Origin of the sequence: Legionella septentrionalis (assembly GCF_003989745.1) — a bacterium.
GTDB lineage: Bacteria > Pseudomonadota > Gammaproteobacteria > Legionellales > Legionellaceae > Legionella_A > Legionella_A septentrionalis.
Genome location: NZ_RZGS01000010.1, coordinates 55443 through 79833, shown reverse-complemented (window position 1 = coordinate 79833; position 24391 = coordinate 55443). Strand labels below are relative to the sequence as shown.

Genomic DNA, 24391 nt, shown 5'->3' with positions numbered 1-24391 from the left:
GGCGCCAGTATCTCTACTAGCAATTTCTCTATGTACTTCGCTATTCAAAGCGCCCACACAGTTTGTCTTCTATCTTCTTAAGGAACTCGCCAATCTCAGGCAGTGGTGCGTATTCTACTCATCTAACGCCCTTTGTCAAACACTTTTTGAAAAAATTTGCAGTTAATTTTCATAAAGTTTTTTTAAATTCTGCTTGCTACCTTAAATATGCTAAAATTCATTTATAGCACAAATTAAGTCAAACGCATGAAATGGCGGTACATATTGCCTTTATGCTTATAGCTACTAGCTATTTTTTTTTTTTTTTGCTAACCTTCGCTTTCATCTATGGTGGCCCTATTGGTCCCCTCGCGATGATAGACTGTGAACCCCGTCAGGCCCGGAAGGGAGCAGCGGTAGCAATCGATTCGTGCGCGAAGGTAAGGCTTCTAGGGCTGCCTCCAAATTTGTAGATCCCTATGAGCTATATTGCGCTGGCGCGTAAATGGCGACCACGTACTTTTGCACAATTGGTTGGCCAGGAGCACATCAATAAATCGCTAATTAAATCGCTCAAACAACAGCGATTGCATCATGCTTATTTATTTACCGGAACTCGTGGCGTGGGAAAAACCAGTGTGGCCCGCCTGCTTGCCAAAGCTCTAAACTGCGAGCAAGGAATCAGCGCCGAACCATGCCTGGAATGTGCAGCATGCACAGCAGTTGAGCAAGGCCGCTTCATAGACTTGATTGAAATTGACGGTGCATCCAAAACACGCGTTGAAGATACGCGCGAGATTCTGGAAAATGTTCAATACGCCCCAACTAGCGGTCGCTTTAAAATCTATCTCATCGATGAAGTGCACATGCTATCGCAACATAGCTTTAACGCGCTTTTAAAGACTCTGGAGGAACCGCCTTCGCACGTAAAATTCTTATTAGCAACAACCGATCCGCAAAAATTACCCATCACCGTCTTGTCTCGCTGCTTACAATTCAACCTAAAACCATTGCAAGAAAACATTATAAGTACACATTTGCAACAAATTTTAGAAGATGAAAATATTGCTTTCGAGAAAGCTGCATTGGACATTTTAGCAAAAGCCGCGCGCGGCAGCATGAGGGATGCGCTTAGCTTGCTTGATCAGGCAATTGCTGCGAGCGAACGTGGTTTGGATGCCTCTATCGTCAAAAGCATCCTTGGCCACACTCAACATGATTATGCCTTGCAGTTATTAAAAGCCCTGGTCAACATGAGCCCACAAAATCTTTTAGCCATTAGCAAACAAATTGTCGATGAAGGTGGTAATTTCCAATATGTATTGCATGAATTATTAAGCTATTTACATCAAATTTGTCTTACCCAGCATATTCAAGGTAATGAATTTATTTCCCCGATCAGCGAAATTGCACATTTAGGACAAATTCTGACACCAGAAGACACGCAATTGCTTTATCAAATTGCAGTGAAAGGCTTGGAAGAACTTCATTTGGCTCCAACCCCAGCCATCGGGTTTGAAATGACCCTCCTGCGCATGTTTACGTTTAAACCTGCACGCAAAATGACAACTCCGCCTCCACTTGCCTACCAAGTTCAAGAGAAACATCCAGCAAGAGAAGTTAAATTGGCGAATTTTCATTCCGAAATGCGGCAAAAGTCTACCGAAGAACGTGAGCCAGCCGCATCAATTTACGCAGTAAATGATAATAAAGAATCTCACCCTGTTGGCACCAAGGAAGTAGCTTCATGCGAAAGCGAAAACTGGAGTGAAGTTTTGTCTAAATTGGCGCTATCCGGTCTTGCGTTAAATGCCGCCGAAAATGCTGAATTCATCGGCAAAACCGAGCAGGGAATTACTTTGCGCATCGACAGCAATCACCAATCTTTATTTACAGGCAGTGTGGTAAAACGCATTGAAGAAGCATTAAGCACGTATTATAAGGGAAAAATAAAATTAAATTTGCGCAGCGATGCTGCAGTAAACTCATCGCCTGCACAACAAAAACAGCTTTCAAAGCAGAAACAATATCAAGAAGCGGAAACTGCACTACAAAACGATCCTTTTTTTAACCAATTGCAACAAGAATTTTCCGCTGAATTGGTTAAAAATTCTATTGCTCCACTGCAAGATGACCTATAATTATAAAACATGAAAATAACCAAGGCGGTTATTGCCAATAACTTACGTAATAAACTAAGGGGTTTTAATGGATATTAATCAAAATCTAAACAATCTGATGAAAGAAGCACAAAAAATGCAACAGCGCATGCAAGATGCTCAACAAAAATTAAGTGCATTAACGGTGCTGGGAGAAGCGGGTGGCGGCATGGTAAAAATTAAAATGAATGGCCGTCATGATGTTCTTGAAGTCAAAATCAATCCTTCATTATTGGAAGAAGATCCGGAAATGTTGGAAGATCTGCTGGCAGCCGCGATCAACGATGCAGTACGTAAGATTGAAGTTAAATCGAAAGAAGAAATTGCCAGGTTAACCCAGGGCTTGCAGATTCCCCCTAATTTTATGGGCGAGGAAGAGAAATAATTTCTTATGGATGCTTTAACTCGTCTGGTAGATGCCTTGCGTTGTTTACCCGGTTTGGGACCCAAATCGGCACAGCGCATGGTATTTTATTTATTGCAACATCAACGCCAGCGCGGTTTGCATTTGGCAGCTTGCTTGCAAGATGCCATGCAGAATATCCGCAATTGCGAACGGTGCAATAATTATACCAGCGAGGTGCATTGTTCTTTATGCCAGGATTCAAAACGGGATACGTCCCTTCTCTGCATTGTAGAAACTCCTGCCGATGTGCTAGCTATTGAACAAAGCCATGCTTATAACGGCCATTATTACGTATTGATGAACAAGATTTCTCCTCTGGACGGCATAGGTCCTGAGGATATTAATTTGCCAAAATTAAAACAACTTATTATTGCTGAGCGAATTCAGGAAATTATTTTTGCATTAAGTCCTACGATTGAAGGGCAAACGACAATTCATTTTATTAATGAATTACTGCGTCCACTAGATGTTAAAATTAGCCAGCTGGCTCATGGTATCCCCTCCGGTGGGGAATTGGAATTCCTTGACGGCAACACCATTGGCAGTGCTTTACGCAATCGGGCTATGATTGAACATCTTTAGGCTTAACTCCCTATAAGTAACATAATGATGGAATATATGGCTACCTATATGCGCTTTATTTGTTTGGCTTTTTGTCTGTTAATCACTCACACAGCCATGGCTTCTTTTCATAAAAATTTATGGGTCAAGTGGGGGATGAATAATCCTTTGTCGCAAAAAACGATTTCCCATAAAGAATGGCAAGATTTCTTGAATTGCTGTGTAATCACCAACCAGGAAGGCATCAATTTAGTCAATTACTCCAAACTTACCAAAGCAGATCATGATTTGTTAAAACGCTACATTAAACACATGTCGGAAGTTGATATTTTTGATTATAACCGCAATGAACAACTGGCTTTCTGGCTAAACCTTTATAATGCGCTCACCGTACAAACCGTAGCTCATTATTATCCCGTGGCGAGTATTCAGGAAATCAATATCTCCCCAGGCTTATTCAGTGTAGGGCCATGGGGGGCCAATTTAATTACCATCAATGACACGCAATTATCTTTGGAAGACATCCATAACCGCATCATACGCCCTGTATGGAATGATCCCCGCACCCATTATGCCATTAACAATGGCACCATTGGCGCCCCCAACCTGAGTAAACAAGCGTTTCAAGCCAACCTGCTGGAGAAACAATTAAATGATGCAGCGTTTCGCTACATTAATTCTCTACGCGGGGTACAAGTGATTGAAGGAAAAATTATTTTGTCAAAAATTTATGAGTGGTTCCTCGAAGATTTTGGCGGGGATGAAGAAGGAGTATTGCAGCATTTAACTCATTATGCGCATTCAGCATTATCCCAACAATTGCAATCCATCCAGCAAATTAACAGCTATGTGTATAACTGGCATTTAAACAGCACTGCAATTACTGCTTGAAGTTAAATATAATTTTTCAAGTTCGCTAAATAACAATTCAATCTTTGCATTCGGTTCTGCCGTATCCTTACTGTATAAAGTAATAATTCGAATCACAGCATTGCGGTTGCGCTGGCCAGGATTGATTTTTTTACCATGCAAATCCCGCTTGTAGGGTGCGGTGCTGATGTGGCGCGCTGCCAATTCATCACGTAAAGCGTTCATAGCACAATCCAAAGCAGAATAAACGCTGTGTAATGCATTTCTTTCTGCCACATTTAACGCAGGCAGCCAGGAAATTTCCGTATTTTGCGTGAGGGATAATAAGGTACGCATCAAATAACAGCTGTCCTTATTGGCAAAATAACCATATAAGTCCAAACAATCGGTAGTGGTTAACTCATGATAAAGCGAGAGCATATGCTGGTGGAATTCTGCATAGCTTGTTTCATGCAAAGATGTCGAATTTTGTTTCAAAAGCATCACGGCATCGATAAGCCGATTTGGGTTAAACCAAAATTTATAAGCACGAATTATTTCGTTTAATTGTTCCGGGTTTCGATGCTCAGCCGCGATTTTCATATTCATATGCCAGGATTTCACCGTTGCAATGATCAAATCCCGGCATGCATCATTAATTTCAATGGCAATGCCTTGCGGTAATTCTTCACTATGAAATAAATAATCCTGCATTATCCCGAGCTTGCGTTTGTTAAACTCTTCCTGAATTCCAAAGTGCAGCTTTTCGATAAATTCATACAGGAAAGATAACCGGGTTTTAATGGAAACTAATTTTTCCAGGTGCACATTGGAGACAAATAATTTTTGCGGCTGAATTTTAAAGAAAAAAATTGCATTTATGACATCTACATATTCTTGCTGGCTAAATGCATTGGCAATATGCAGTAATTGCCGATTAGTCAATTTGCACAAAGAGTTGAAATCAGGAAAAAATTGTTGATGTTGGTGCTGAGCTAAATACACCATGACACTTAACCATTCGTCAGGAGATTTTGCGTGCAGCAGAGGCTTGATGAGTACTGTCATATCCGCAGCTTCTTTTTGGGTAGTAGCGCGTTCATCCGTCTTTAAAAGAAGGAAAAGGCATTGGTATTGTTTATGCAGCTCCCACACAATTTTTTTTTCTGCAGCAAGCTCTTGCATAGTAGACCATTGGGTTTTAAGTGCCGTGATATGCCCGTAACAATCTAATTCATTGCAAGCAGGAATAGGTATGGCGTATTGTCTAAATTCTTTGCTCGTGACAATAAGTTGTGCATAGCGCTGATAACAATCGCTCAATGTATTGCATAGTAAAATCAATTCTTCATTGCCAATTTTTTTGCCTGCGTTTAAAAATAATGAATGAAAACGCACTTCAAGACACCGGATTTCAAATTTAAGCGATGCTTTAGCACGAGATGCATCAGTAACTAACCAATTGGAATCAAATAAGTTCATATTGGTCGTCCTTTTGATGTTTATTCAGCAAAAATATAATGCAATCTCTATGAGCATATATTAATTTCATCAAGGCGGGGAATTGCATGCATTTTAAATCTATTTTTAGATATAAATGCATGGGGAAAATAGCAGCACTTGCTCACAATAATTAACAATAAAGCAATCGGCAAAACTTAGAGCATGCTTTATTTGCGCTTCTTCGCAATTTTTTGCATGCGCACGCTTTTAATGGTGTTTTCACCTACTTTTAGCACTTCAATTTGGAAATTTTCTATCATGAGACAACAGTCAGCAGGTGGGATGTAACCCAAATGTTCAATGATTAAACCGCTTAGTGTCCTTGGACCTAGAGGGGGTAATTGCCAGCCCAGCAATCGATGCAAATTACGTAATGTTATGCTGGCATCGATGATTACTGAACCATCACTTTGCGGTGTGATGTCTTTGCTTAATGCAGCGATATCCGTAGTAAATTCGCCAACGACTTCTTCAAGGATGTCTTCCATTGTCACCAAACCCTGTAAATCACCATATTCATCCACCACAAAACAACTGCGCCGTTTCATTTTACGGAAATTTAAAATTTGCACGTTTAATGGCGTCGCTTCCGGAATAAAATAAGGCGGCTCCGCCAGTTTCAACAAGCTTTCCATATCCAGCCGCTCTTCCAAAACCAGGTTGAGTACACTGCGTAAGTGAATCATGCCAACAAGATTATCAATAGACCCGCGGTAAATAGGCAAGCGTGTATGTTGAGCAGTTTCCAGCTGTTCTAGTAATTCATACCAAGGCTGTTCTAAATCAATCCCTACGATATCGGCTTTGGGTACCATAATGTCTTCAACCCGGGCTTGCTCTAAATCCAGCAAACTTATCAGCATGCTCTTATGTTCAATAGGAAGCAATCCGCCTGCCTCATGCACAACTGAACGCAATTCTTCCCCAGAAAGTGCTTCTTTTTGCACCCGGTTCATTGAAATACCAAATAAACGTAAAATGCCGTTAGCGATCCAACTGATTAAATTCACCAATGGGGCCAGCAAAATTTGCAAGATCATTAAGGGAAGAGAGCATAAAAAAGCCACTTGTTGTGGATAAATCGCTGCCAAAGTTTTCGGGGTCATTTCCGCCAACACGAGAATAATTAAAGTCAGCAAGACTGCGGCTGCAGCCACTCCTGCTTCTCCATACAAGCGTTGTCCGATCATAGTAGCAACCACGGAAGCAATAATATTTGCCACTGTATTGCCAATCAAAACTACACTAAGCAAGCGATCTGGGTGGGCAAGAAGCTGGTTTACGCGGATAGCTTGTTTATGCTTTTTTTTAACCAAATGGCGCAAGCGATAACGATTTAATGACATCATGCCGATTTCAGATGCCGAAAAAAAAGCGGAAAAAATCACCAGTAAGACTAAAATTAATAACAATACCACCAAAGAAAGCTGCACAATTATCCTTTAGGTAAAGCGAAATTAAAAAAGCTTATCATAGGAATAATGAGGTGCTGCAAGTTTTTAATAAAGATTGGCTATGTCAGGAAGACACGAGCGACTCGGTTGCTGTTCACATGCTAAGCTGTGCAGCCTATGAGTCTGTGTTATAATTCTTCAATTTCACCATAGAGAGCGGACATGTTTGAGAACTTAACGGAACGATTAACACGCACGTTTAAAAATTTAAGCGGCCAAGGACGTTTAACTGAAGAAAATATGCAGCAGGCTTTACGCGAAGTACGCATGTCGCTGCTTGAAGCCGATGTTGCGCTTCCAGTCGTCAAAGATTTTATCGAACATGTGAAGCAAAAAGCTCTTGGGCAAGAAGTCATGACCAGCTTAAAACCAGAACAAGCCCTGGTTAAAATTGTGAATGACGAGTTGCTGCATACTATGGGTGACACGCGCGCTGAATTAAATTTCAAAACCCAACCCCCTGCTGTTTTTTTGCTGGCAGGCTTGCAAGGTTCAGGAAAAACCACCAGCGCGGCTAAACTGGCTTTGTATTTAAAAGAGTCCGAAAAGAAAAAAGTGATGTTGGCAAGTACCGACGTCTATCGCCCTGCTGCCATTCATCAATTACAGTTGCTTGCAAAACAATTGGATGTGGCCTTTTCGGATGCAGACCCCAAAGAGCAACCCCTAGCGATCGCTACAAGAGCTTTAGAAAATGCGAAGAAGCAATTCATGGATGTGTTAATCATTGACACAGCCGGGCGCTTGCATATCGATGCCGACATGATGTCGGAAATCAAGGCATTGCATCAAGGAGTACAACCAACAGAGACGTTATTTGTTGTAGACAGCATGACTGGTCAGGACGCTGCAAATACAGCAAAGGCTTTTCATGAAGCACTTCCCTTAACTGGTGTTATCTTAACCAAGACGGATGGCGATGCTCGCGGCGGAGCAGCGCTTTCTGTGCGGCAAATTACCGGACAGCCCATTAAATTTATGGGCAGCGGTGAAAAAATTGAAGCGCTGGAACCCTTTCATCCGGAGCGTGTTGCTTCCCGCATTTTGGGCATGGGAGATATTCTTAGCCTGATTGAGGAAGTGCAAAAGAAAACGGATAAAGCCGCGAGTGAAAAACTTGCTAAAAAAATAAAAAAGGGCAAAGGATTTGACCTTGAGGATTTTAAACAACAATTATTACAAATGAATCAAATGGGTGGTGTTACAGCCATGATGAGCAAATTACCAGGGATTGGCCAACTCCCGCAGCAGGCAATGGGGGCTGTAAATGATAAAGCTATGGCGCAAACCATTGCCATCATCAACTCAATGACTTTGAAGGAGCGGCGTATTCCTAAAATTATCGTGGGTTCACGTAAAAAACGCATCGCCCAAGGGTCAGGCACACAAATTCAGGACGTCAACCGCTTATTAAAGCAATATGAGCAAATGCAAAAAATGATGAAAAAATTCACTAAGCCTGGCGGTATTAAGTCATTAATGCGCGGCATGGGTGGAATGGCAGGACTTAAGGGGTTATTGCCGGATGATTTTAAATAAATGTCGCAAAGCCTTCCCATGCCGAGTTAATTTTCGTACAATACACGGCATTTTTACGTAACCACTCTAAGTAGAGGAAAATAATGGTCGTTATACGTTTATCTCGAGCCGGCGCCAAAAAGCGTCCCTTTTACCATATTGTTGTAACGGACAGCCGCAGACGCCGTGATGGAAATTACATTGAGCGTATTGGTTATTTCAATCCCGTAGCACGGGGCCAAGAAGTACGCTTACATCTGGATCTGGATAAATTAGAATACTGGCAAAAAGTAGGTGCGCAACTGTCTGATCGCGTGCGCTCTTTGGCCAAAGAATACAATAAAAAAGGGCAAGCGGACGTTGCAGCTTAATTGTGAATGACGCTGACTGGGTAATCATTGGTCGCTTTGGCCGCCCCCACGGGGTGAAAGGGTTGGTTAGAGTCAACTCGTTTACAGAACCTCGCGACAATATTATAAGCTATATGCCATGGTATGCATCGATTCACCATCAATGGCAGATGTTGAAACTGCAAAAGGTTGAAACAACTCATAATGGGGTGCTAGCCAAGATTGAAGGATATGAAGATCGCGAGCAAGTGGCACAGTTGACCAATGCCGAAATTGCTGTAAAGCGCGCCCAGCTCCCTGAACTTAAGCCAGGTGAATATTACTGGCATCAGTTAATGGGCATGCAAGTTACAAATCAGGCAGGAGCTTCATTAGGCAAGGTTACTGATATTTTACCTACTGGCGCAAATGATGTACTGGTCGTTGTCGGTGAAAAAAAATATCTGATTCCTTATGTTCTCGATGTATTCGTGCTTAGCGTGGATGTAGGGCAGCAAACCATTACCGTTGATTGGGACGTGGATTTCTAACAGATGTTTCACTTCGGTATTATTAGTTTGCTGCCTGAAATGTTTGCCAGCCTGCAGTATGGGATTACCGGACGGGCTATTAAGCATGGGTTGGTAAACATTGATGTTTGGAATCCCCGTGATTGGGCTAAATTGCCTTACCGGCAAGTCGATGACAAGCCATATGGCGGGGGGCCTGGAATGGTTATGATGTATGAACCATTGCATGCGGCCATTGTACATGCACGTCAGCAAATGCCTGCGGCTTGTAGAGCAATTTATTTAAGCCCTCAAGGCAGGCGCATTGTACAAAAAGATTTAAATGAAGCGGCAGCTCAAAAACGGCCTCTTCTTTTTATTGCCGGCCGGTATGAAGGCATTGATGAACGCATCATGACAGAATGCGTCGAGGAAGAATGGTCATTAGGCGATTTCGTATTGAGCGGCGGCGAGATGGCGGCGATGGTTTTTATTGACGCCATTACCCGCTTACTGCCAGGGAGTCTGGGACACCATGGCTCAGCCCAGCAAGATTCGTTCATGCATGGGTTGCTGGATTACCCGCATTATACTCGGCCCCCAGTGGTTAATCATGCCAAGGTGCCCGATGTGTTATTAAGCGGCAATCATCACGAAATTGCACGATGGCGTAAAAAACAAGCTTTAGGGAGAACTTGGTTAAAACGTCCGGACTTATTGGACCAGTTAAATTTAAACGATGTGGATAAGCAATTACTTATAGAATTTCAACGCGAACACGGTTATTCCGTCTAGGTTATGCGGGATGCCAATTTTAGGAGCGATCATGACCAATATCATTGACCAAATTAATGCTGAGCAAATGCAAGGCAAAGACATTCCTGATTTCGGACCGGGCGATACCGTCGTTGTTCAGGTAAAAGTAAAAGAAGGTAACCGCGAGCGTTTACAAGCCTTCGAGGGCGTAGTAATAGCGAAACGTAACCGTGGTTTGAATTCAGCCTTTACGGTGCGCAAAATTTCCCATAATGTCGGGGTTGAGCGTGTTTTCCAAACCTACAGTCCTTTGGTCGACAGCATTCAAGTCAAGCGCCGCGGTGATGTGCGTCGTGCAAAACTCTATTATCTGCGTAATTTAGCTGGTCGTGCTGCCCGCATTAAAGAAAAATTATCAGGTAAAAAAGACAATTAATATGACAATGCCCATCGTTTCCCTATTCAATACACCTCTTGGTAACTTGGAAATAATGCACGATGGGCAAGCTATCCATAGTGCTGTATTTGTTGAAATTAATCCCGCAACGGCAGATCGTACTGCATCCTTGGCAGGAATTACCATACAATCCGGCCCCACCTCCCCCTTCTGTGAACTCATTGCCCAAGAATTGGATGCTTATTTCCACCAACCGAACCATCGCTTCCAAATCACGCTAAAACCTCATGGAACGGCTTACCAACAGCGAGTTTGGAATGCTTTATTGGTCATTCCGGTAGGCCGCACGCTTAGCTATGGTGCACTGGCCCAAAGCTTGCAAAGCAGTCCGCGCGCCGTGGGACAAGCTTGCAAAAAAAACCCTATTACCCTCTTTATTCCTTGCCATCGCGTAATCGGCAAAGATAATTTTGGCGGCTACATGGGCGATAAAGATGCTTTATCCTTAAAATTGGCTTTATTAAAACACGAAGGGATCTGCATTTAGTTGGGCACTTGGCACGACCTGGTTCATTTACGAAGCCGATAAATGCGATAACCATCTTCGGTCGCAGAAAACCTGAGCTTGGGGATGCCGGCAATCACTTGTTCCAGGCTTTCTTTTTCTATAGGTTTTAATACATAGCCTGCAGCTCCCATGGCTTTGGCTCTTTCCTTGTCTTTTTCATAAGTCGAGCCACTGCACATGACCACGGCAATATCTTTAAGTGCATCATCCAATTGCATTTGTGCAAATGCTTCGAAACCATCCATTCCAGGCATATTGATATCCAATAATACCAAATCAATCTGCTCGTGTTTTTCACGTATTTTTCGAATAATATCCAAAGCTTCTTTCCCGCTTTGCGCAAACAACAAATTGCAACTTATTTTTGCGCGTTTTAAAATGAGTTGCGTTAACTCCAAATCGGCCGGCAAATCATCCACCAGCAAAATCGTAGCCAGAAGCGGATCACGACTTGCTTTATATACCTTGGAAGTGATTGCGTTTTTTTTACTTTGGGGCTTAATTTTTGCAAGAGCCGGAAGAGTAAAGAAAAAAGTCGAGCCCTGCCCGGGTTCGGATGAGCACCAAATTTTTCCATTATGAGCTTCAATAATTTTTTCGCAAATGGATAAACCCAAGCCAATCCCCTTGCTGTTTTGGTTATTACGCTTAAAGGGCAAGAAAATTTTGTCAACTTCTTTTTTATCAATTCCTATCCCGTTATCGCTCACTTGAAATAACCAATAGTGAGATTGTTTTTTGGCAAAAATTTCTATTTTGGGTTCACTGTCATTGTGACTAATAGCATTGCTTATCAGATTTTGCATAAGCTGAGTCATATGAACATGATTTGCTTTAACCAAAGGCAATTTGCTGAAAATTATTTGCGCCTCCCTTTCTTTAATTAAATTATCTAAATTTTCAATAACTTCATGAACAATTTGATTCATGTCGCAGTTTTCTTTCGGTGTCTCACTCTTGCTGTCTAATTGTATGTAAAGGAAAACTGTATTAATCAAGGTCAGCATACGATGGCTGGCGTTTGAAATCAGCTGAAAATATTCACGAGTTTTGCCTGTAAGTTTGCTCTCCTCCTTGATGATATCCGTAAAAGAATTAATGGTGCGCACCGGTTCTTTCAGATCATGCGCGAGAGCACGTGTAAAAATTTCAAGCGTACTGTGTTGTGTCCGGATGCGGGCTTCTCTTTTTTTTATAATTTCCATGCTTGTTTTTAAGTGCGTGTACAATTTGACGTTTTCCAGAGCCACCGAAGCCGTATCAGCCAGGGCTTGTAAAATACGAACTTCCTCTACCGACGGTTTTCTTTTCAAAGCCCAATAATTCCCAATAGCACCAATGGGTGAATTGCGGCGAATAGGCACCATGACTAAGCTTTTTACAAATGTAGGTCGATAAGCATCCTGCGGGATGCGCGGATCGCAATAGATGTCTTCAATTACAGCCGCCTCTCTATTAAGCATTACCCAACCGCTGATGCATGCATGCAAAGGGAAGCGTTTCCCTTTCCAAAGCGGGCTAATGGCATTTTCTTCTGCGTAAAAACATTGATTCCCATCGCGCAGCACGAAAGTTGCTCCGTCCGCCCCCGTAAGTTCACGCGCTGCATGGCGGATAATTTCGCTTAATTCATTCATTTCATGGGCTTGCGACAACATCTGCACCACATGCACAAGATGCTCCATAGCTGAAATATACCAAGCAGGAGAGGATATTGAAGCATTCAATGACACATCCTTGCTTGATGATAAACCCGTTGGTGACGTCGACATACATACTACCCGTGTAATCGCTTAATTAATCCTTAATCAAGCCTTCCAAGCACAATAGAATTTTTATAACCATCTTACATAAATTATAGACAAAACTGTTTAACTCATTTTGCCGAAACAGCGGGTAAAGTTTTTCATAATAATGCCGACGTATTAAAAAATCAGAGCAGGAGAGTTTATGATGAAAGCTTGGCATCTTGGTTTAACTTTAACCGTATGCTCTATATCCAATGCCATGGCAAATTGTGATTTATCTCGGTTTCATTGGGAATGCGACCTCCCGCTGCAGGCAAAACCTTCCTCAACTGCGCATTCTCTTGTTTATTGTGGAAATACTTATGGATATATGACAATACAACAATATAATCAATTAGCACGGTATCAACGCGCTAATGTTAATATGATTTTAACGATCAATGGCGAATACATTGATAGCCCGTGCATCCCTGCTGGCCGACACGGACCTAATTAGCCCTGCGTGCGTCAGGGTGATGGATAATGTTTGCGCAGGGCTTGGATTTAAACCACAAAACCTGGAGTAATGGATGTCACACGGTTTGCCTTTGATCACTACGCTTGCCACAGCACTGGGCCTTGCCCTCATTTTTGGTTTTTTTGCGATAAAACTCAAGCTTCCGACCATTGTCGGTTATCTTTTGGCCGGTATTATTATCGGACCATTTACTCCAGGCTTTGTCGCGCATACAGGCATTGCTGCTGAACTTGCAGAAATAGGAGTGATGCTGCTGATGTTTGGCGTAGGACTTCACTTTTCCTTGGATAATTTGCTTGCTACCCGTAAAATTGCTTTACCAGGTGCAGTCTTGCAAATTTTGGTTGCCACGGCAATGGGAGCCGGTGTTGCCATTGCCTGGGGTTGGGGGGTTAGCAATGCCCTGGTATTCGGCTTAGCCTTATCGGTAGCCAGCACCGTTGTATTGATTAGAGCACTTGAAACCCAAGGTTTACTCACATCGATTAACGGGCAAATTGCTGTCGGTTGGTTGATTGTTGAAGACATAGCCATGGTAATTGCCCTGGTGTTTTTACCTTTTTTATCCCAGTGGCTGGAAGGAGCAGAAACAGGAGATCCAGGTAAAAACCTGTGGCTTACATTGGGATTTACCTTCCTGAAACTTTCTGCATTCCTTGCCGTCATGTTGGTGCTTGGCCGTTGGGCATTGCCTAAACTTTTATGGCATATTACGCGCACCGGCTCCCGCGAATTATTTACTTTATGCGTCATTGCAGTGGCAGTAAGCATTGCATTTGGCGCCTCAAAATTGTTCGGAATTTCTCTGGCGCTCGGCGCTTTTTTTGCGGGTATGATTCTGCGCGAATCTAAATTCAGTCGCCGCGCCGCGGAAGAATCCTTGCCCTTTCGCGATGCTTTCGCCGTTTTATTTTTTGTGTCCGTAGGCATGTTGTTTAATCCTTACATTTTTATTGAACAACCTTTCCGCGTGCTTGTAGTGCTTGGGATTATCGTAATTGGCAAGTCGATTGCCGCAGCTTTGCTGGTCCTCGCTTTCCGTTATTCTTTAAATACGGCGCTGACTGTATCCGCCAGCTTGGCACAAATTGGCGAATTTTCGTTTATCTTGGCCAGTCTTGGCGTGCATTTAAAATTATTACCAGTGGAAGGACAAGCTTTAATCCTGGCCGGGGCCATTTTATCCATAGCCATCAATCCGTTTATATTCAAATTAATCAATCGCTTTCAAAATTGGGCCCGCAGCCAACCTTCCTGGATGCAAACCGCCCACTTAGAAGATCCACTCGTAGAATTGCCAATGACAACTGAAGAAAAATATTTGTCTGGGCATGTTGTTTTAGTGGGCTACGGGCAAGTAGGGAAGCATATTGGAAAAATTTTAAACGAATATGGCATCCCATACGTGGTCGTCGACCAAAACCGTGAATTGATTGAACACTTAAGACAACATAAAAAAGCGTCGGTATATGGTAATGGTGCAGAAGCAACTACGCTCATCCAAGCGCATATAGCACAGGCTGGCATGTTGGTTATTGCCTCAGCCGACGCATTCGACATCCGGCAAATGCTCAACACGGCACGAAAATTAAATCCTAAAATTGAAATTATTATCCGGGTGCAGAATGAGGAAGAAAAAATTTTATTAAGACAGGAAAGTGACGGACTTTTTTTCCTGGATGAAGAAGAATTGGCCAAAAGCATGTGTAGCCGCATCTTAACCCGATTTGGAATGCCTTCGCTGGCACATGAATAATAGGACGGTAAAAATATATTACCCGGGCATGAAAATCGCTATAATATAGCTTTTTTAGCAAGCAGCGATATGGCATACGCAACGGAAAACATTGTCAATGAAATTTATAGCCACGGGTTTTCTGTCGTTGACAATTTTTTGGGACACCAAGATTATTCTCAACTGTTAATACAAGCACAAGAACGCTTTGCGCGCGGCGATTTCAGGCCTGCCAAAATCGGCAATATACAACACGCGATGCGCCATACGACGATACGCAGCGATGAGCTTTGCTGGTTGGACTTTGAACCCTCTAATCTCCCCTTACAAGCCTACTTAAAAACCATTACTGCAATTTGCAATCATTTAAATGAATCTCTTTTCCTCAATCTCTCAGAATTTGAAGCTCATTTTGCAGTGTATCAACCCGGCACTTCTTATAAAAAACATGTAGACCAGTTTAAAAATACCAAAAACCGGCTGGTTTCATGTGTTTATTATTTGAACCCGGATTGGCAGCCTGCACATGGAGGAGAATTAACATTATACGATCGCAACGAACAAATTCTTGCAATTATTCCCCCTCTACACAACCGCTTTGTTTGTTTTCAGAGCGACTTACCCCATGAGGTGAATACCACACAGCAAATGCGCTATAGTATTACCGGTTGGTTAAAAACTCGTCCGCAAGACCTTTTTTAAGCTGCCCCCACTATCCTGCAATGGTTTAATATTTTGAGAATTCTTTTGCATAGCCGCAAGACTTGCTATTCTAATTAAGAATTTTTAAAAAGACTACAACATGCATGCTCTAGAAATTCATCAATTACGAAAAACCTACCCGAATGGGGTGGAAGCACTGAAAGGCATCGATTTAACCGTTGAAACCGGCGATTTTTTTGCTTTATTAGGAGCAAATGGTGCAGGCAAATCCACTACCATTGGCCTTATTACCACCCTGCTCACTAAAACTGCCGGAAGCATTTCAATTTATGGCTATGATTTGGATAAACAGCCTGAACATGCCAAAACCTATCTAGGATTAGTGCCGCAAGAATTCAATTTAAATATTTTTGAAACTTGCGAGCAAATTATTTTAAATCAGGCAGGATACTATGGAGTTATGCGCCGGCAAGCCAAATCACGTGCCCATGAACTTTTGCGACAGCTTGGATTATGGGAAAAGAAAGACGCTATCGTCCGCCATTTGTCAGGCGGGATGAAACGGCGCTTGATGATCGCGCGCGCCCTTATCCACAACCCCAAAGTGTTAATTTTGGACGAACCCACCGCAGGAGTGGATATTGAAATACGCCGTAGCATGTGGGATTTTTTAACTGCCATCAATCAGCAAGGCACAACCATCATTCTTACTACCCATTACCTTGAAGAAGCGGAACAATTATGTAAGAACATTGCCATTATTCATAAAGGCGAAATCATTGAAAACACATCCATTAAATCCTTGTTAAAAACCTTGCGGCATCAAACGTTTATTTTAAATACGCTTGATCCTATTGATACCCTCCCATCCCTTGAGCCATTTACAGGCATGAAAATTGACCCATATACTTTGGAGATCCGTATTGATAACAAATGGTCGTTAAACGATGTGTTTGCGGTACTCACCCGCAACCACATAAGAGTGCATAGTATGCGTAATAAAACCAACCGCTTGGAAGAACTATTCCTGGATCTCATCAACCATGACCATTAAACAACAGCTTATCGCACTGTACACTTTAGTTCGCCGCGAACTGGTACGTATGTTCCGCATTTTTAGCCAAGTCTTCTTCCCGCCAGTCATTACCACCATGTTGTATTTCCTGATTTTTGGCTCAATTATCGGCCAACGCATTGGCCCTATCCAAGGCATGCCTTATACGCTGTTTATAGCGCCAGGCCTTATCATGATGAGTGTGATTATTAATGCTTATTCCAATGTATCCACCTCGGTATTCACCGAACGCTTTCAAAAAAATATTGAAGAAAAATTAATAAGCCCCATCTATCCCGGACTAATGTTGCTGGGATTTATTTTAGGAGGGATGCTGCGCGGAGTCTTGGTAGCCATTCTGGTTTACTCAGTAGCTTCCTTCTTCATTTATATTCCCATTGTAAATTTGCCTTTGACCATCATCATCATTGTCCTGGTTGCCGCTTTATTTTCTCTGGCAGGTTTCACTAACGGTATACTGGCTCGCAATTTTGATGACGTGGCCATCGTCCCTACCTTCATTCTCACCCCATTGACTTATTTGGGCGGGATATTTTATTTAACTACCATGCTGCCAACATTTTGGCAAAAAGTTAGTTATTTCAATCCTATTTTATACATGGTCAATGCTCTTCGGCACGCGATGACAGGACAGCGCGATGTCAACATGACGCTGGCGATGAGCATCATCTGCGCCATTTTGGCCTTATTGCTTTTATTTAATCTCATTCTTCTAAAGAAAGGGACAGGTATACGTGATTAATCAAGACAACATAATTTATGAAGTGAATGTATGTACTCATGCGGATATTGCCGATGAATATTACTCATGGCTTAGGGAACATACGCAACAAATGTTGAGTTTTTCAGGCTTTAAAGAAGTCAGCATCCTCAAAGAAATAAAATCAGACGTAAAAAATCTGCATTATTTTACTGTTCATTATTATGTTGAATCGCTGCATGCTTTGGAACAATACTTGTCTCAACATGCAGAGTACATGCGTGCCCAAGCATTGGAAAAATTTTCTGGGCAATTTACTGTGTCGCGGCGGGTCTTTGCAGTTGTATATGAAAATAGACAGTAATATTGCAACAGTCGGTTCTAAAAAAGTGGATACCTCAGGAATGCTTTTGGCTTCTTAGTTTGACTAAGCTTGCTCACCACACTCGCTATCTGGTTTCCGCATACCGTGGTGTTGGCTGTACAATGACTACTGTCTATAGTCTAATACTAGAACAAAGGAAACCATCATGCCACTTTTAAAAAGCAAAGATTCCGTTAAAGCTGTACGGGGCTGCGCACTTAAGAATAATGCACACAATTAGTCAAGAATATTTTCTATACCTACTACAAAAAAAGCCCAGTAACCAATCATCAAGTGAGATACTGACACGCCAACCAAATTCCCTTGCCGAGCGTACATAATCCCCCAAAATATACCAAATATCATTACCAGCACTCCCATGATTAAAGAAATGTGCAAGTGGGTAGCGCCAAAAATAAGATTAGAAACCAAAATAGCACTCAGCTTAGCATGCTTCCCGGTAAAAAAGTGTTGCAATGAGCCTTGGACTGCACCACGCATAATTAATTCCTGCAATGGCACCATGATAAGATAAGTAATAATTGAAGCAATTATCAATGCCGTATTGCCTCCGCGAAAACTGGCATGGTACCCCTCAAATAAGGGGATATGCAGCTGTGCAAATTCTATAAATAACCATTTGGCAAGAACAATCAATCCCATTACTGGAAAAGTCCACCCCACGCTTTCAAGCACTGCTCCCCGCCAGTATTGCAGCGTTAAACCAAAAAAAGCCAATGGATAGCCGCTTTTCATCATAAAATAAAATATTACTCCACTAAAAAACAGCATCAAAGGCACTGCCACGATGGTAGTGGATGGCAAGGTGTTGCTGTAGGTAGCAATAAACGATAGGCAATACGTATAAATGGAAAGCGCACTGAGGGTGCCAATTAAAAACCGCCCCATACTAATTCGCATTTGTGATAATTTTAATTCCGCTCTTAAGCTCTCCGCCGTCACGGCATTGGTATTCGCTAGGCGCCGGCTTAAATTTTTAGCAAGGTTTTGAATGAGCTTGGTATGCACCGATGGCTCATTGACTTGTCTTCGCAACGGCTTAAGAAAGCGTTTAAAAGACGTTTTATTTCCCGATGTGGAGAGATTTTTAAGCTCTTGCAAAGGTAAGGCAATCACTTTAGTCGGAGTCACCGCACGAGCTGAAGCAGTGCGCTTTGCATCTTCCAATAAAGCCACTTCTCCTATAATTTCTCCACTGGCAAGCGTGGTAATACGATAAAAATCACCTTGTTCATCCTTGGCCGATTTTTTTAAGATTTCAACAACACCTGCTTCAATCAAATAAAGTTTTTCGGGGATTGCTTCATCTTCTTCAATGATAAATTCGGCAGCAGAAAACTCATATTCTTTTGCTAGAGAAGCTAAGGTTTCCAATTCTTGCTCCGTCAGACCAGAGAAAAGAAAATTGGATTTTAATTGGTTTTTAATGTGTTCAAAACGTTCAGTATGCATAGAAACCCCATTACCAACGCCTGTGGCTATAAGGCTACATCCAAATTACTGCTCAGGATTTCGTTTTTTGCCTAAATCCCAAAGCTTCCAATCGCTTTTCAATACTAGGATGTGTAGAAAAAGCATTGTTTAATGACTTAATCGGATCGAGGATGGAAGGGTCAAATAAATAAGAAGCTTGCCGAACTTCTTCATGAGCAGTTCGCCCATACGCAGCAGCATACTCTTCAGCATGCTGCTCATGGTCGCGATGGATTTTTAACAAGGCACGCGCCATGGGTTCATTATCACGCATGAGTTCAACGGAACCAGCATCTGCCATGTATTCGCGCGTACGGCTTAAAAATAAAGCCAAAATCAGCGTTATGAAAGGTAGGATATAGCGCAAGAGGATAATAATGCTGAGTAAGCGGTTATCCTGGCGGCGATCGCGCTTGTACAAAGCTGCATAAAACAATATATCAATTACAATCAATAGAATATTGCTAAGAATCGCCACCATGAGGGTGAGCTTAATGTCTTTATGGCGTATATGGCTCAATTCATGGGCCATCACTGCCTGCATCTCGGCTCGGTCTAATTTTTCCATTAAACCACGAGTGATGGCGACCATGGCGGACTTCTCGCTATAACCGCTTGCAAAAGCATTCATATAATCGGCCTCGATAAGATATACCTTCGGCATATATTGCAATCCGGCCGCTACCTTCATTTCTTCAACAACATTATATAATTGTCTTTCCCGCAAATTTTGCGCCGTTTCTGGCGTGATTTCCCGGTATTCAGTCCCTAATAACATGAGGCGATCGTACATCGAATAAGTGATCAAAATGGATATTACGGCAATTCCCCCTAAGAGTAAGGTAGCATAGGGCACTGCTTTGAAGGTCAATAAAGCATACAGGTATTGGCCCAAGTCTGCATTCGGATAAGCTGACGCAAGCATAAAGACATCCACCAGCAACCCGATGCAAGCATAAATAAAAATGAAGCTAAAAATAACCCAGCGGGTACGGCGCTCATTTCGTTTAAGCTGCTCTCGCCAGTTGCCAGTACTTGCATGATAATCGGATAAGCTCATGGGTACAGACCTTAAAATTTAACTGTATAATCCTCATGAGCCTGGATTTGTCCTTCAGGCAAAGCCCAATACTCAAATTGTTTATCCAATTTATCTGGAAATAACCCCACCAGCATGGCCTCAAAAAACGATTTTTTCTTGGCATAATAACGCTCAACGCCATCATTATATGCTTGTTTGGCATAAGATAATTTGTTTTCTGTATTGACAATTTCTTCCTGCAGTTGCACCACATTTTGGCTGGCTTTTAAATCAGGATACTGCTCAAACACGACGTTCAGACCGGAAGCAATGCGAGAAATCCCTTCTTCAGCAGCAATTCTTGCTTTTTCATCACCCGCTTCCTTGGCTGCCTGTGCTTGATTGCGCAAAGCGACTACATCCTTTAATGTAGTCTGTTCGTAATCCATGTATTTTTTTACAGCTTCAATCAAGGACTGAAATACTTTGAAACGGCGATCAAGCTGGATGTCAATCTGTCGCTTGTTATTGTTAATTGCCTCAATTAGGCCGATTAACTTGTTATAAGTACCGATGCCCCACACAAAACCCAGTACCACAATAATTAATAATACTATGAGAAAAGTTCCCATATCTAATCCTTTAAAAAGAGTGTACCTTAGTTAAGTTATAAGCATAAGTCATCGGCAAACGCAAGCAAAGGGCGCAAAAATTGGCCAGTATAAGAATGCTGGCAGGCGGCAATATCTTCAGGCGTGCCCACGGCAATAATTTTTCCTCCCTTACTGCCGCCTTCTGGACCCAAATCGATGATCCAGTCGGCCGTTTTAATGACATCAAGGTTGTGCTCGATGACGACGATCGTATTTCCCTGATCGCGTAAGCAAGTCAATACGTTTAACAATTGCTGGGTGTCATGAAAATGCAAACCGGTCGTGGGTTCATCCAGGATGTATAGGGTATTGCCAGTACCACGTTTGGATAATTCACGTGCCAGTTTTATTCGTTGCGCCTCGCCGCCTGATAAAGTCGTGGCACTCTGCCCTAAACGAATATAAGACAATCCCACGTCAATTAACGTCTGGCATTTGCGTGCTAACACGGGAATAGCGGCAAAGAATGAACACGCATCTTCTACCGTCATATCCAACACTTCGTGAATATTTTTTCCTTTATAGAGAATTTCTAATGTCTCGCGATTGTAGCGCTTACCTTTACACGCGTCACAAGTGACATAAATGTCCGGCAGAAAATGCATCTCGACTTTGATAAGCCCGTCGCCCTGGCAAGCTTCACAACGCCCCCCACGCACATTAAAACTAAACCGCCCGGGCTGATAGCCGCGCGATCGTGCCTCTGGCGTGTTGGCAAATAATTCACGGATAGGTGTAAACAATCCGGTATAGGTTGCAGGATTTGAGCGGGGAGTACGCCCTATCGGGCTTTGATCAATATCGATGACTTTATCACATAACTCCAAACCTTGAATTTCTTGAACTTTCCCGACCATTTGCATACTGGCACGGTTTAGTTTGTTTGCCGCAAGCGGAAACAAGGTATCATTAATCAGGCTCGATTTTCCCGAGCCTGAAACGCCGGTAATGCAAGTCATTACACCTAAAGGGATGGTTACCTCAACATTTTGTAAATTATTGCAGTTAACTCCTTTTAAGGAAATGACGCGTGCTTTATCCACTGGCAACCGCTCTTGCGGCACTGCAATGCATTTTTTTCCGGAAAGATACTGGCCGGTTAAGGAGTTGGGATTAGTCATTATGGCTTCCGGCGGGCCAAAAGCGACAATCTCTCCACCGTGCACGCCAGCGCCTGGACCAATATCCAATACATAATTGGCGGTACGTATGGCATCTTCATCATGTTCCACGACGATGACGGTATTTCCCAGATCACGTAAATGCAGCAATGTTTTCAACAAACGATCATTATCGCGCTGATGCAAACCAATTGAAGGTTCATCCAAAATATACATCACCCCGACGAGACCGGAACCAATTTGGCTGGCCAAGCGAATGCGTTGTGCCTCTCCTCCCGAAAGTGTTTCCGCACTGCGGGCCAAAGACAAATAATCCAAACCCACATTCACCAGAAAGCCAAGGCGTTCGACAATTTCTTTATTTATCTTTTTGGCAATCTCGCCGCGATAGCCCGGCAGTTGCAATGCCTTGAAAAAAGCATACGCTTCTTCAATCGAATAGGCAGCTATTTCCGGCAAATTTGTATCGGCAACGAATACATGGCGCGCAGCCTCCCGCAAACGCGTACCTTGGCAAGCTGGGCATGGGCGTGATGATAAATATTTTGACAATTCCTCACGCACCATATCCGAATCTGATTCGCGATAACGGCGCTGCATATTTGGAATGATCCCTTCAAACGCATGTTTTTTTAATAAAAAACCACCGTGCGGGCGTTGATAACGGAATTCGATGATGTCGTTGCCACTGCCATATAAAACCAAATTGCGTATAGATGGCGGTAAATCACAAAAGGGTGTATTGATGTCAAAATCATAATGTTGTGCCAAGGATTCCAGTAACGTGTGGTAATAAACTGTACGTTTATCCCAGCCACGGATAGCGCCTTCTGCTAAATTTAAGCTTTCATCATGGATGATCCGCTCTGGATCGAAAAATTGATCCACCCCCAATCCATCACAGGAAGGGCAAGCTCCCATGGGATTATTAAACGAGAAAAGCCGGGGCTCGAGTTCACTCAAACTGTAGCCGCATTCTGTGCAAGCAAATTTTGAAGAAAATGTTATTTCCACAAATGCGTCATCTACAGAAGCTACCATTGCAACCCCATCCGCCAGATTTAAAGCATTTTCAAACGATTCGCTCAAACGCTGTGCAATATCGGGACGTACTTTAAAGCGGTCAACGACCACCTCAATGGTGTGTTTTTTACGCAACTCCAATTTAGGCGGATCGTCCAATTCATAAATTTCCCCATTAATACGGGCGCGCACATACCCTTGCGCTTGCAACTGCTGCAAAAGCTGCACATGCTCCCCCTTTCGCTCGCGAACAACAGGCGCCAGAATCATGGCTTTGCTTTCGTCAGGAAGTGCTAGCACCTGATCGACCATTTGGCTTATGGTTTGTGCATGCAGGCTGACCCCGTGCGTAGGACAGCGTGGCTCCCCCACGCGTGCAAATAATAACCTTAAATAATCATAAATTTCAGTGATAGTACCCACGGTAGAGCGGGGATTATGGGAAGTGGCTTTTTGCTCGATAGAAATGGCAGGAGATAAGCCATCAATGGAGTCAACGTCAGGTTTCTCCATCATCGATAAGAATTGACGAGCATAAGCAGATAGCGATTCAACATATCGGCGCTGTCCTTCCGCATACAGCGTATCAAATGCAAGCGATGATTTACCCGAACCGGAAAGCCCGGTAATCACAATTAATTGATCCCGTGGTAAATCTATATTGATATTCTTTAAATTGTGGGTTCTAGCCCCGCGTATGCTAATCATAAGGATTTAAATGCCTTGAATTAAAAAAATACAAATTATATCTTTGCTATACTGATAAAACAAATTGCCATACAAGAGATCACAGAAGGACCTGTTATGAAACAAAAAGTGGTTTCAACCCTCTTTTTAATTATTCTGACCGCAATTTTTATTTTCCCCCTGCCAAGCCATGCAAATGATGATGAAGTGATGAGTTGGGCACGACAAACTTTGGTTGAAACACTATCCATCGATGGAAAAATTGATCCAAAATTGACATCAAATTATTCCTTGAACGCTTGGAATGCCCTCAATACCTTCTTAAACAGCCTCATACGACAAACCCGTGCGCAAAATTTAACACTGCATCCGCTTTTAGATGGTCCTGGCAACCTTGTGCAATCAGGGACAGTACAACACAGCAATTTTTTTACAGGCATCCGATTCTGGCGCGTGCAACAAGCCGTAGCAATTCCTGAAGTAGACAAGAATATTATATTTACATTGCTTATTATTCGAACTACAGAAAATAAATTTGTTATTACCAGCCTAGATATGGTCTGGAACTAACGCTTAGTATAGCCCTAAATTTAATAAATGCG

24 protein-coding genes and 1 other RNA gene are annotated in these 24391 nt (G+C 42.6%); 18 read left to right on the top strand and 7 right to left on the bottom strand.

Translation table 11 applies throughout. The features are described from left to right. The first annotated feature begins 337 nt into the window (after positions 1-337). The 5 genes from ffs to ELY11_RS05450 all read left to right on the top strand — a co-directional run bounded on the left by ffs (position 338) and on the right by ELY11_RS05450 (position 3996). An RNA gene (ffs, locus tag ELY11_RS05470) (signal recognition particle sRNA small type) lies at positions 338-434 on the top strand. A gap of 24 nt (positions 435-458) precedes the next feature. Further along, positions 459-2120: a DNA polymerase III subunit gamma/tau gene (gene dnaX / locus ELY11_RS05465; protein WP_127032663.1), complete on the top strand. Its 1662-nt coding sequence runs from the start codon at positions 459-461 to the stop codon at positions 2118-2120. A gap of 67 nt (positions 2121-2187) precedes the next feature. Continuing rightward, positions 2188-2523: a YbaB/EbfC family nucleoid-associated protein gene (locus ELY11_RS05460; protein ID WP_126954231.1), complete on the top strand. Its 336-nt coding sequence runs from the start codon at positions 2188-2190 to the stop codon at positions 2521-2523. Positions 2524-2529: 6 nt separating this feature from the next. Beyond that, positions 2530-3126 (top strand): recombination mediator RecR, encoded by a 597-nt coding sequence (gene recR, locus ELY11_RS05455; RefSeq protein WP_127032662.1) that lies wholly within the window; start codon positions 2530-2532, stop codon positions 3124-3126. Between the two features lie 36 nt (positions 3127-3162). Beyond that, positions 3163-3996, top strand: a complete 834-nt coding sequence (locus ELY11_RS05450; protein WP_371923177.1) for a DUF547 domain-containing protein — start codon at positions 3163-3165, stop codon at positions 3994-3996. Here the strand turns inward: ELY11_RS05450 and ELY11_RS05445 are convergent. Beyond that, positions 3970-5436 (bottom strand): hypothetical protein, encoded by a 1467-nt coding sequence (locus tag ELY11_RS05445; protein ID WP_127032661.1) that lies wholly within the window; start codon positions 5434-5436, stop codon positions 3970-3972. The genes ELY11_RS05450 and ELY11_RS05445 overlap by 27 nt on opposite strands. Positions 5437-5624: 188 nt before the next feature. Continuing rightward, a complete protein-coding gene (locus ELY11_RS05440) occupies positions 5625-6890 on the bottom strand; it encodes an HlyC/CorC family transporter (RefSeq protein WP_127032660.1) in 1266 nt (421 codons plus the stop codon). A gap of 183 nt (positions 6891-7073) precedes the next feature. Between ELY11_RS05440 and ffh the strand changes: the two genes are divergently transcribed. The 6 genes from ffh (at position 7074) to ELY11_RS05410 (ending at position 10967) form a co-directional block, all read left to right on the top strand. Beyond that, entirely contained in the window at positions 7074-8450 is a 1377-nt protein-coding gene (gene ffh, locus ELY11_RS05435) for a signal recognition particle protein (protein ID WP_126954235.1), read from the top strand. An 83-nt stretch (positions 8451-8533) separates the two neighbouring features. Beyond that, on the top strand, positions 8534-8800 hold the full coding sequence (gene rpsP, locus ELY11_RS05430; protein WP_126954236.1) for a 30S ribosomal protein S16: 267 nt from the start codon (positions 8534-8536) through the stop codon (positions 8798-8800). Continuing rightward, on the top strand, positions 8800-9309 hold the full coding sequence (gene rimM, locus ELY11_RS05425) for a ribosome maturation factor RimM (RefSeq protein WP_126954237.1): 510 nt from the start codon (positions 8800-8802) through the stop codon (positions 9307-9309). Before rpsP ends, rimM begins: the two co-directional genes overlap by 1 nt. Before the next feature lie 3 nt (positions 9310-9312). Then, positions 9313-10062 (top strand): tRNA (guanosine(37)-N1)-methyltransferase TrmD, encoded by a 750-nt coding sequence (gene trmD, locus ELY11_RS05420; protein ID WP_126954238.1) that lies wholly within the window; start codon positions 9313-9315, stop codon positions 10060-10062. Between the two features lie 31 nt (positions 10063-10093). Continuing rightward, positions 10094-10459: a 50S ribosomal protein L19 gene (gene rplS, locus ELY11_RS05415; protein ID WP_126954239.1), complete on the top strand. Its 366-nt coding sequence runs from the start codon at positions 10094-10096 to the stop codon at positions 10457-10459. A gap of 1 nt (position 10460) precedes the next feature. Then, complete coding sequence (locus ELY11_RS05410; protein WP_325049364.1) at positions 10461-10967, top strand: methylated-DNA--[protein]-cysteine S-methyltransferase; 507 nt, start codon at positions 10461-10463, stop codon at positions 10965-10967. 23 nt (positions 10968-10990) lie between these two features. Here the strand turns inward: ELY11_RS05410 and ELY11_RS05405 are convergent, their stop codons facing one another. After that, a complete protein-coding gene (locus ELY11_RS05405; RefSeq protein WP_126954240.1) occupies positions 10991-12760 on the bottom strand; it encodes an ATP-binding protein in 1770 nt (589 codons plus the stop codon). Between the two features lie 181 nt (positions 12761-12941). Here ELY11_RS05405 and ELY11_RS05400 point away from each other — a divergent pair, with 181 nt between their 5' ends. The 6 genes from ELY11_RS05400 to ELY11_RS05375 all read left to right on the top strand — a co-directional run bounded on the left by ELY11_RS05400 (position 12942) and on the right by ELY11_RS05375 (position 17790). Further along, positions 12942-13232, top strand: coding sequence for a hypothetical protein (locus ELY11_RS05400; protein WP_371923205.1), 291 nt, complete (start codon positions 12942-12944; stop codon positions 13230-13232). Between the two features lie 73 nt (positions 13233-13305). Beyond that, complete coding sequence (locus ELY11_RS05395) at positions 13306-15009, top strand: cation:proton antiporter (RefSeq protein WP_127032659.1); 1704 nt, start codon at positions 13306-13308, stop codon at positions 15007-15009. A 69-nt stretch (positions 15010-15078) separates the two neighbouring features. Beyond that, positions 15079-15690: a 2OG-Fe(II) oxygenase gene (locus tag ELY11_RS05390; RefSeq protein ID WP_126954243.1), complete on the top strand. Its 612-nt coding sequence runs from the start codon at positions 15079-15081 to the stop codon at positions 15688-15690. Between the two features lie 100 nt (positions 15691-15790). Continuing rightward, positions 15791-16705: an ABC transporter ATP-binding protein gene (locus tag ELY11_RS05385; protein WP_126954244.1), complete on the top strand. Its 915-nt coding sequence runs from the start codon at positions 15791-15793 to the stop codon at positions 16703-16705. Beyond that, the gene (locus ELY11_RS05380; RefSeq protein ID WP_126954245.1) at positions 16695-17468 is read left to right on the top strand and encodes an ABC transporter permease; all 774 of its coding nucleotides are present in this window, start codon (positions 16695-16697) and stop codon (positions 17466-17468) included. The genes ELY11_RS05385 and ELY11_RS05380 overlap by 11 nt, the downstream gene beginning before the upstream one ends. Beyond that, positions 17461-17790, top strand: a complete 330-nt coding sequence (locus ELY11_RS05375; protein ID WP_127032658.1) for a DUF4286 family protein — start codon at positions 17461-17463, stop codon at positions 17788-17790. The genes ELY11_RS05380 and ELY11_RS05375 overlap by 8 nt, the downstream gene beginning before the upstream one ends. 237 nt (positions 17791-18027) lie before the next feature. Here the strand turns inward: ELY11_RS05375 and ELY11_RS05370 are convergent, their stop codons facing one another. The 4 genes from ELY11_RS05370 to uvrA are packed head-to-tail and all read right to left on the bottom strand — an operon-like array spanning position 18028 to position 23816. Beyond that, positions 18028-19263 carry a cyclic nucleotide-binding domain-containing protein gene (locus ELY11_RS05370; RefSeq protein ID WP_127032657.1) on the bottom strand — a complete coding sequence of 412 codons (1236 nt, stop codon included), beginning with the start codon at positions 19261-19263 and terminating at the stop codon, positions 18028-18030. 52 nt (positions 19264-19315) lie between these two features. Next, the gene (htpX, locus tag ELY11_RS05365; protein WP_126954248.1) at positions 19316-20344 is read right to left on the bottom strand and encodes a zinc metalloprotease HtpX; all 1029 of its coding nucleotides are present in this window, start codon (positions 20342-20344) and stop codon (positions 19316-19318) included. An 11-nt stretch (positions 20345-20355) separates the two neighbouring features. Beyond that, entirely contained in the window at positions 20356-20937 is a 582-nt protein-coding gene (locus tag ELY11_RS05360) for a LemA family protein (RefSeq protein ID WP_126954249.1), read from the bottom strand. A 35-nt stretch (positions 20938-20972) separates the two neighbouring features. Further along, positions 20973-23816: an excinuclease ABC subunit UvrA gene (gene uvrA, locus ELY11_RS05355; RefSeq protein ID WP_126954250.1), complete on the bottom strand. Its 2844-nt coding sequence runs from the start codon at positions 23814-23816 to the stop codon at positions 20973-20975. A 90-nt stretch (positions 23817-23906) separates the two neighbouring features. On the opposite strand from uvrA, the gene ELY11_RS05350 reads away from it, so the two are divergent. Next, positions 23907-24359 (top strand): hypothetical protein, encoded by a 453-nt coding sequence (locus ELY11_RS05350; RefSeq protein WP_126954251.1) that lies wholly within the window; start codon positions 23907-23909, stop codon positions 24357-24359. Positions 24360-24391: the final 32 nt, after the last annotated feature.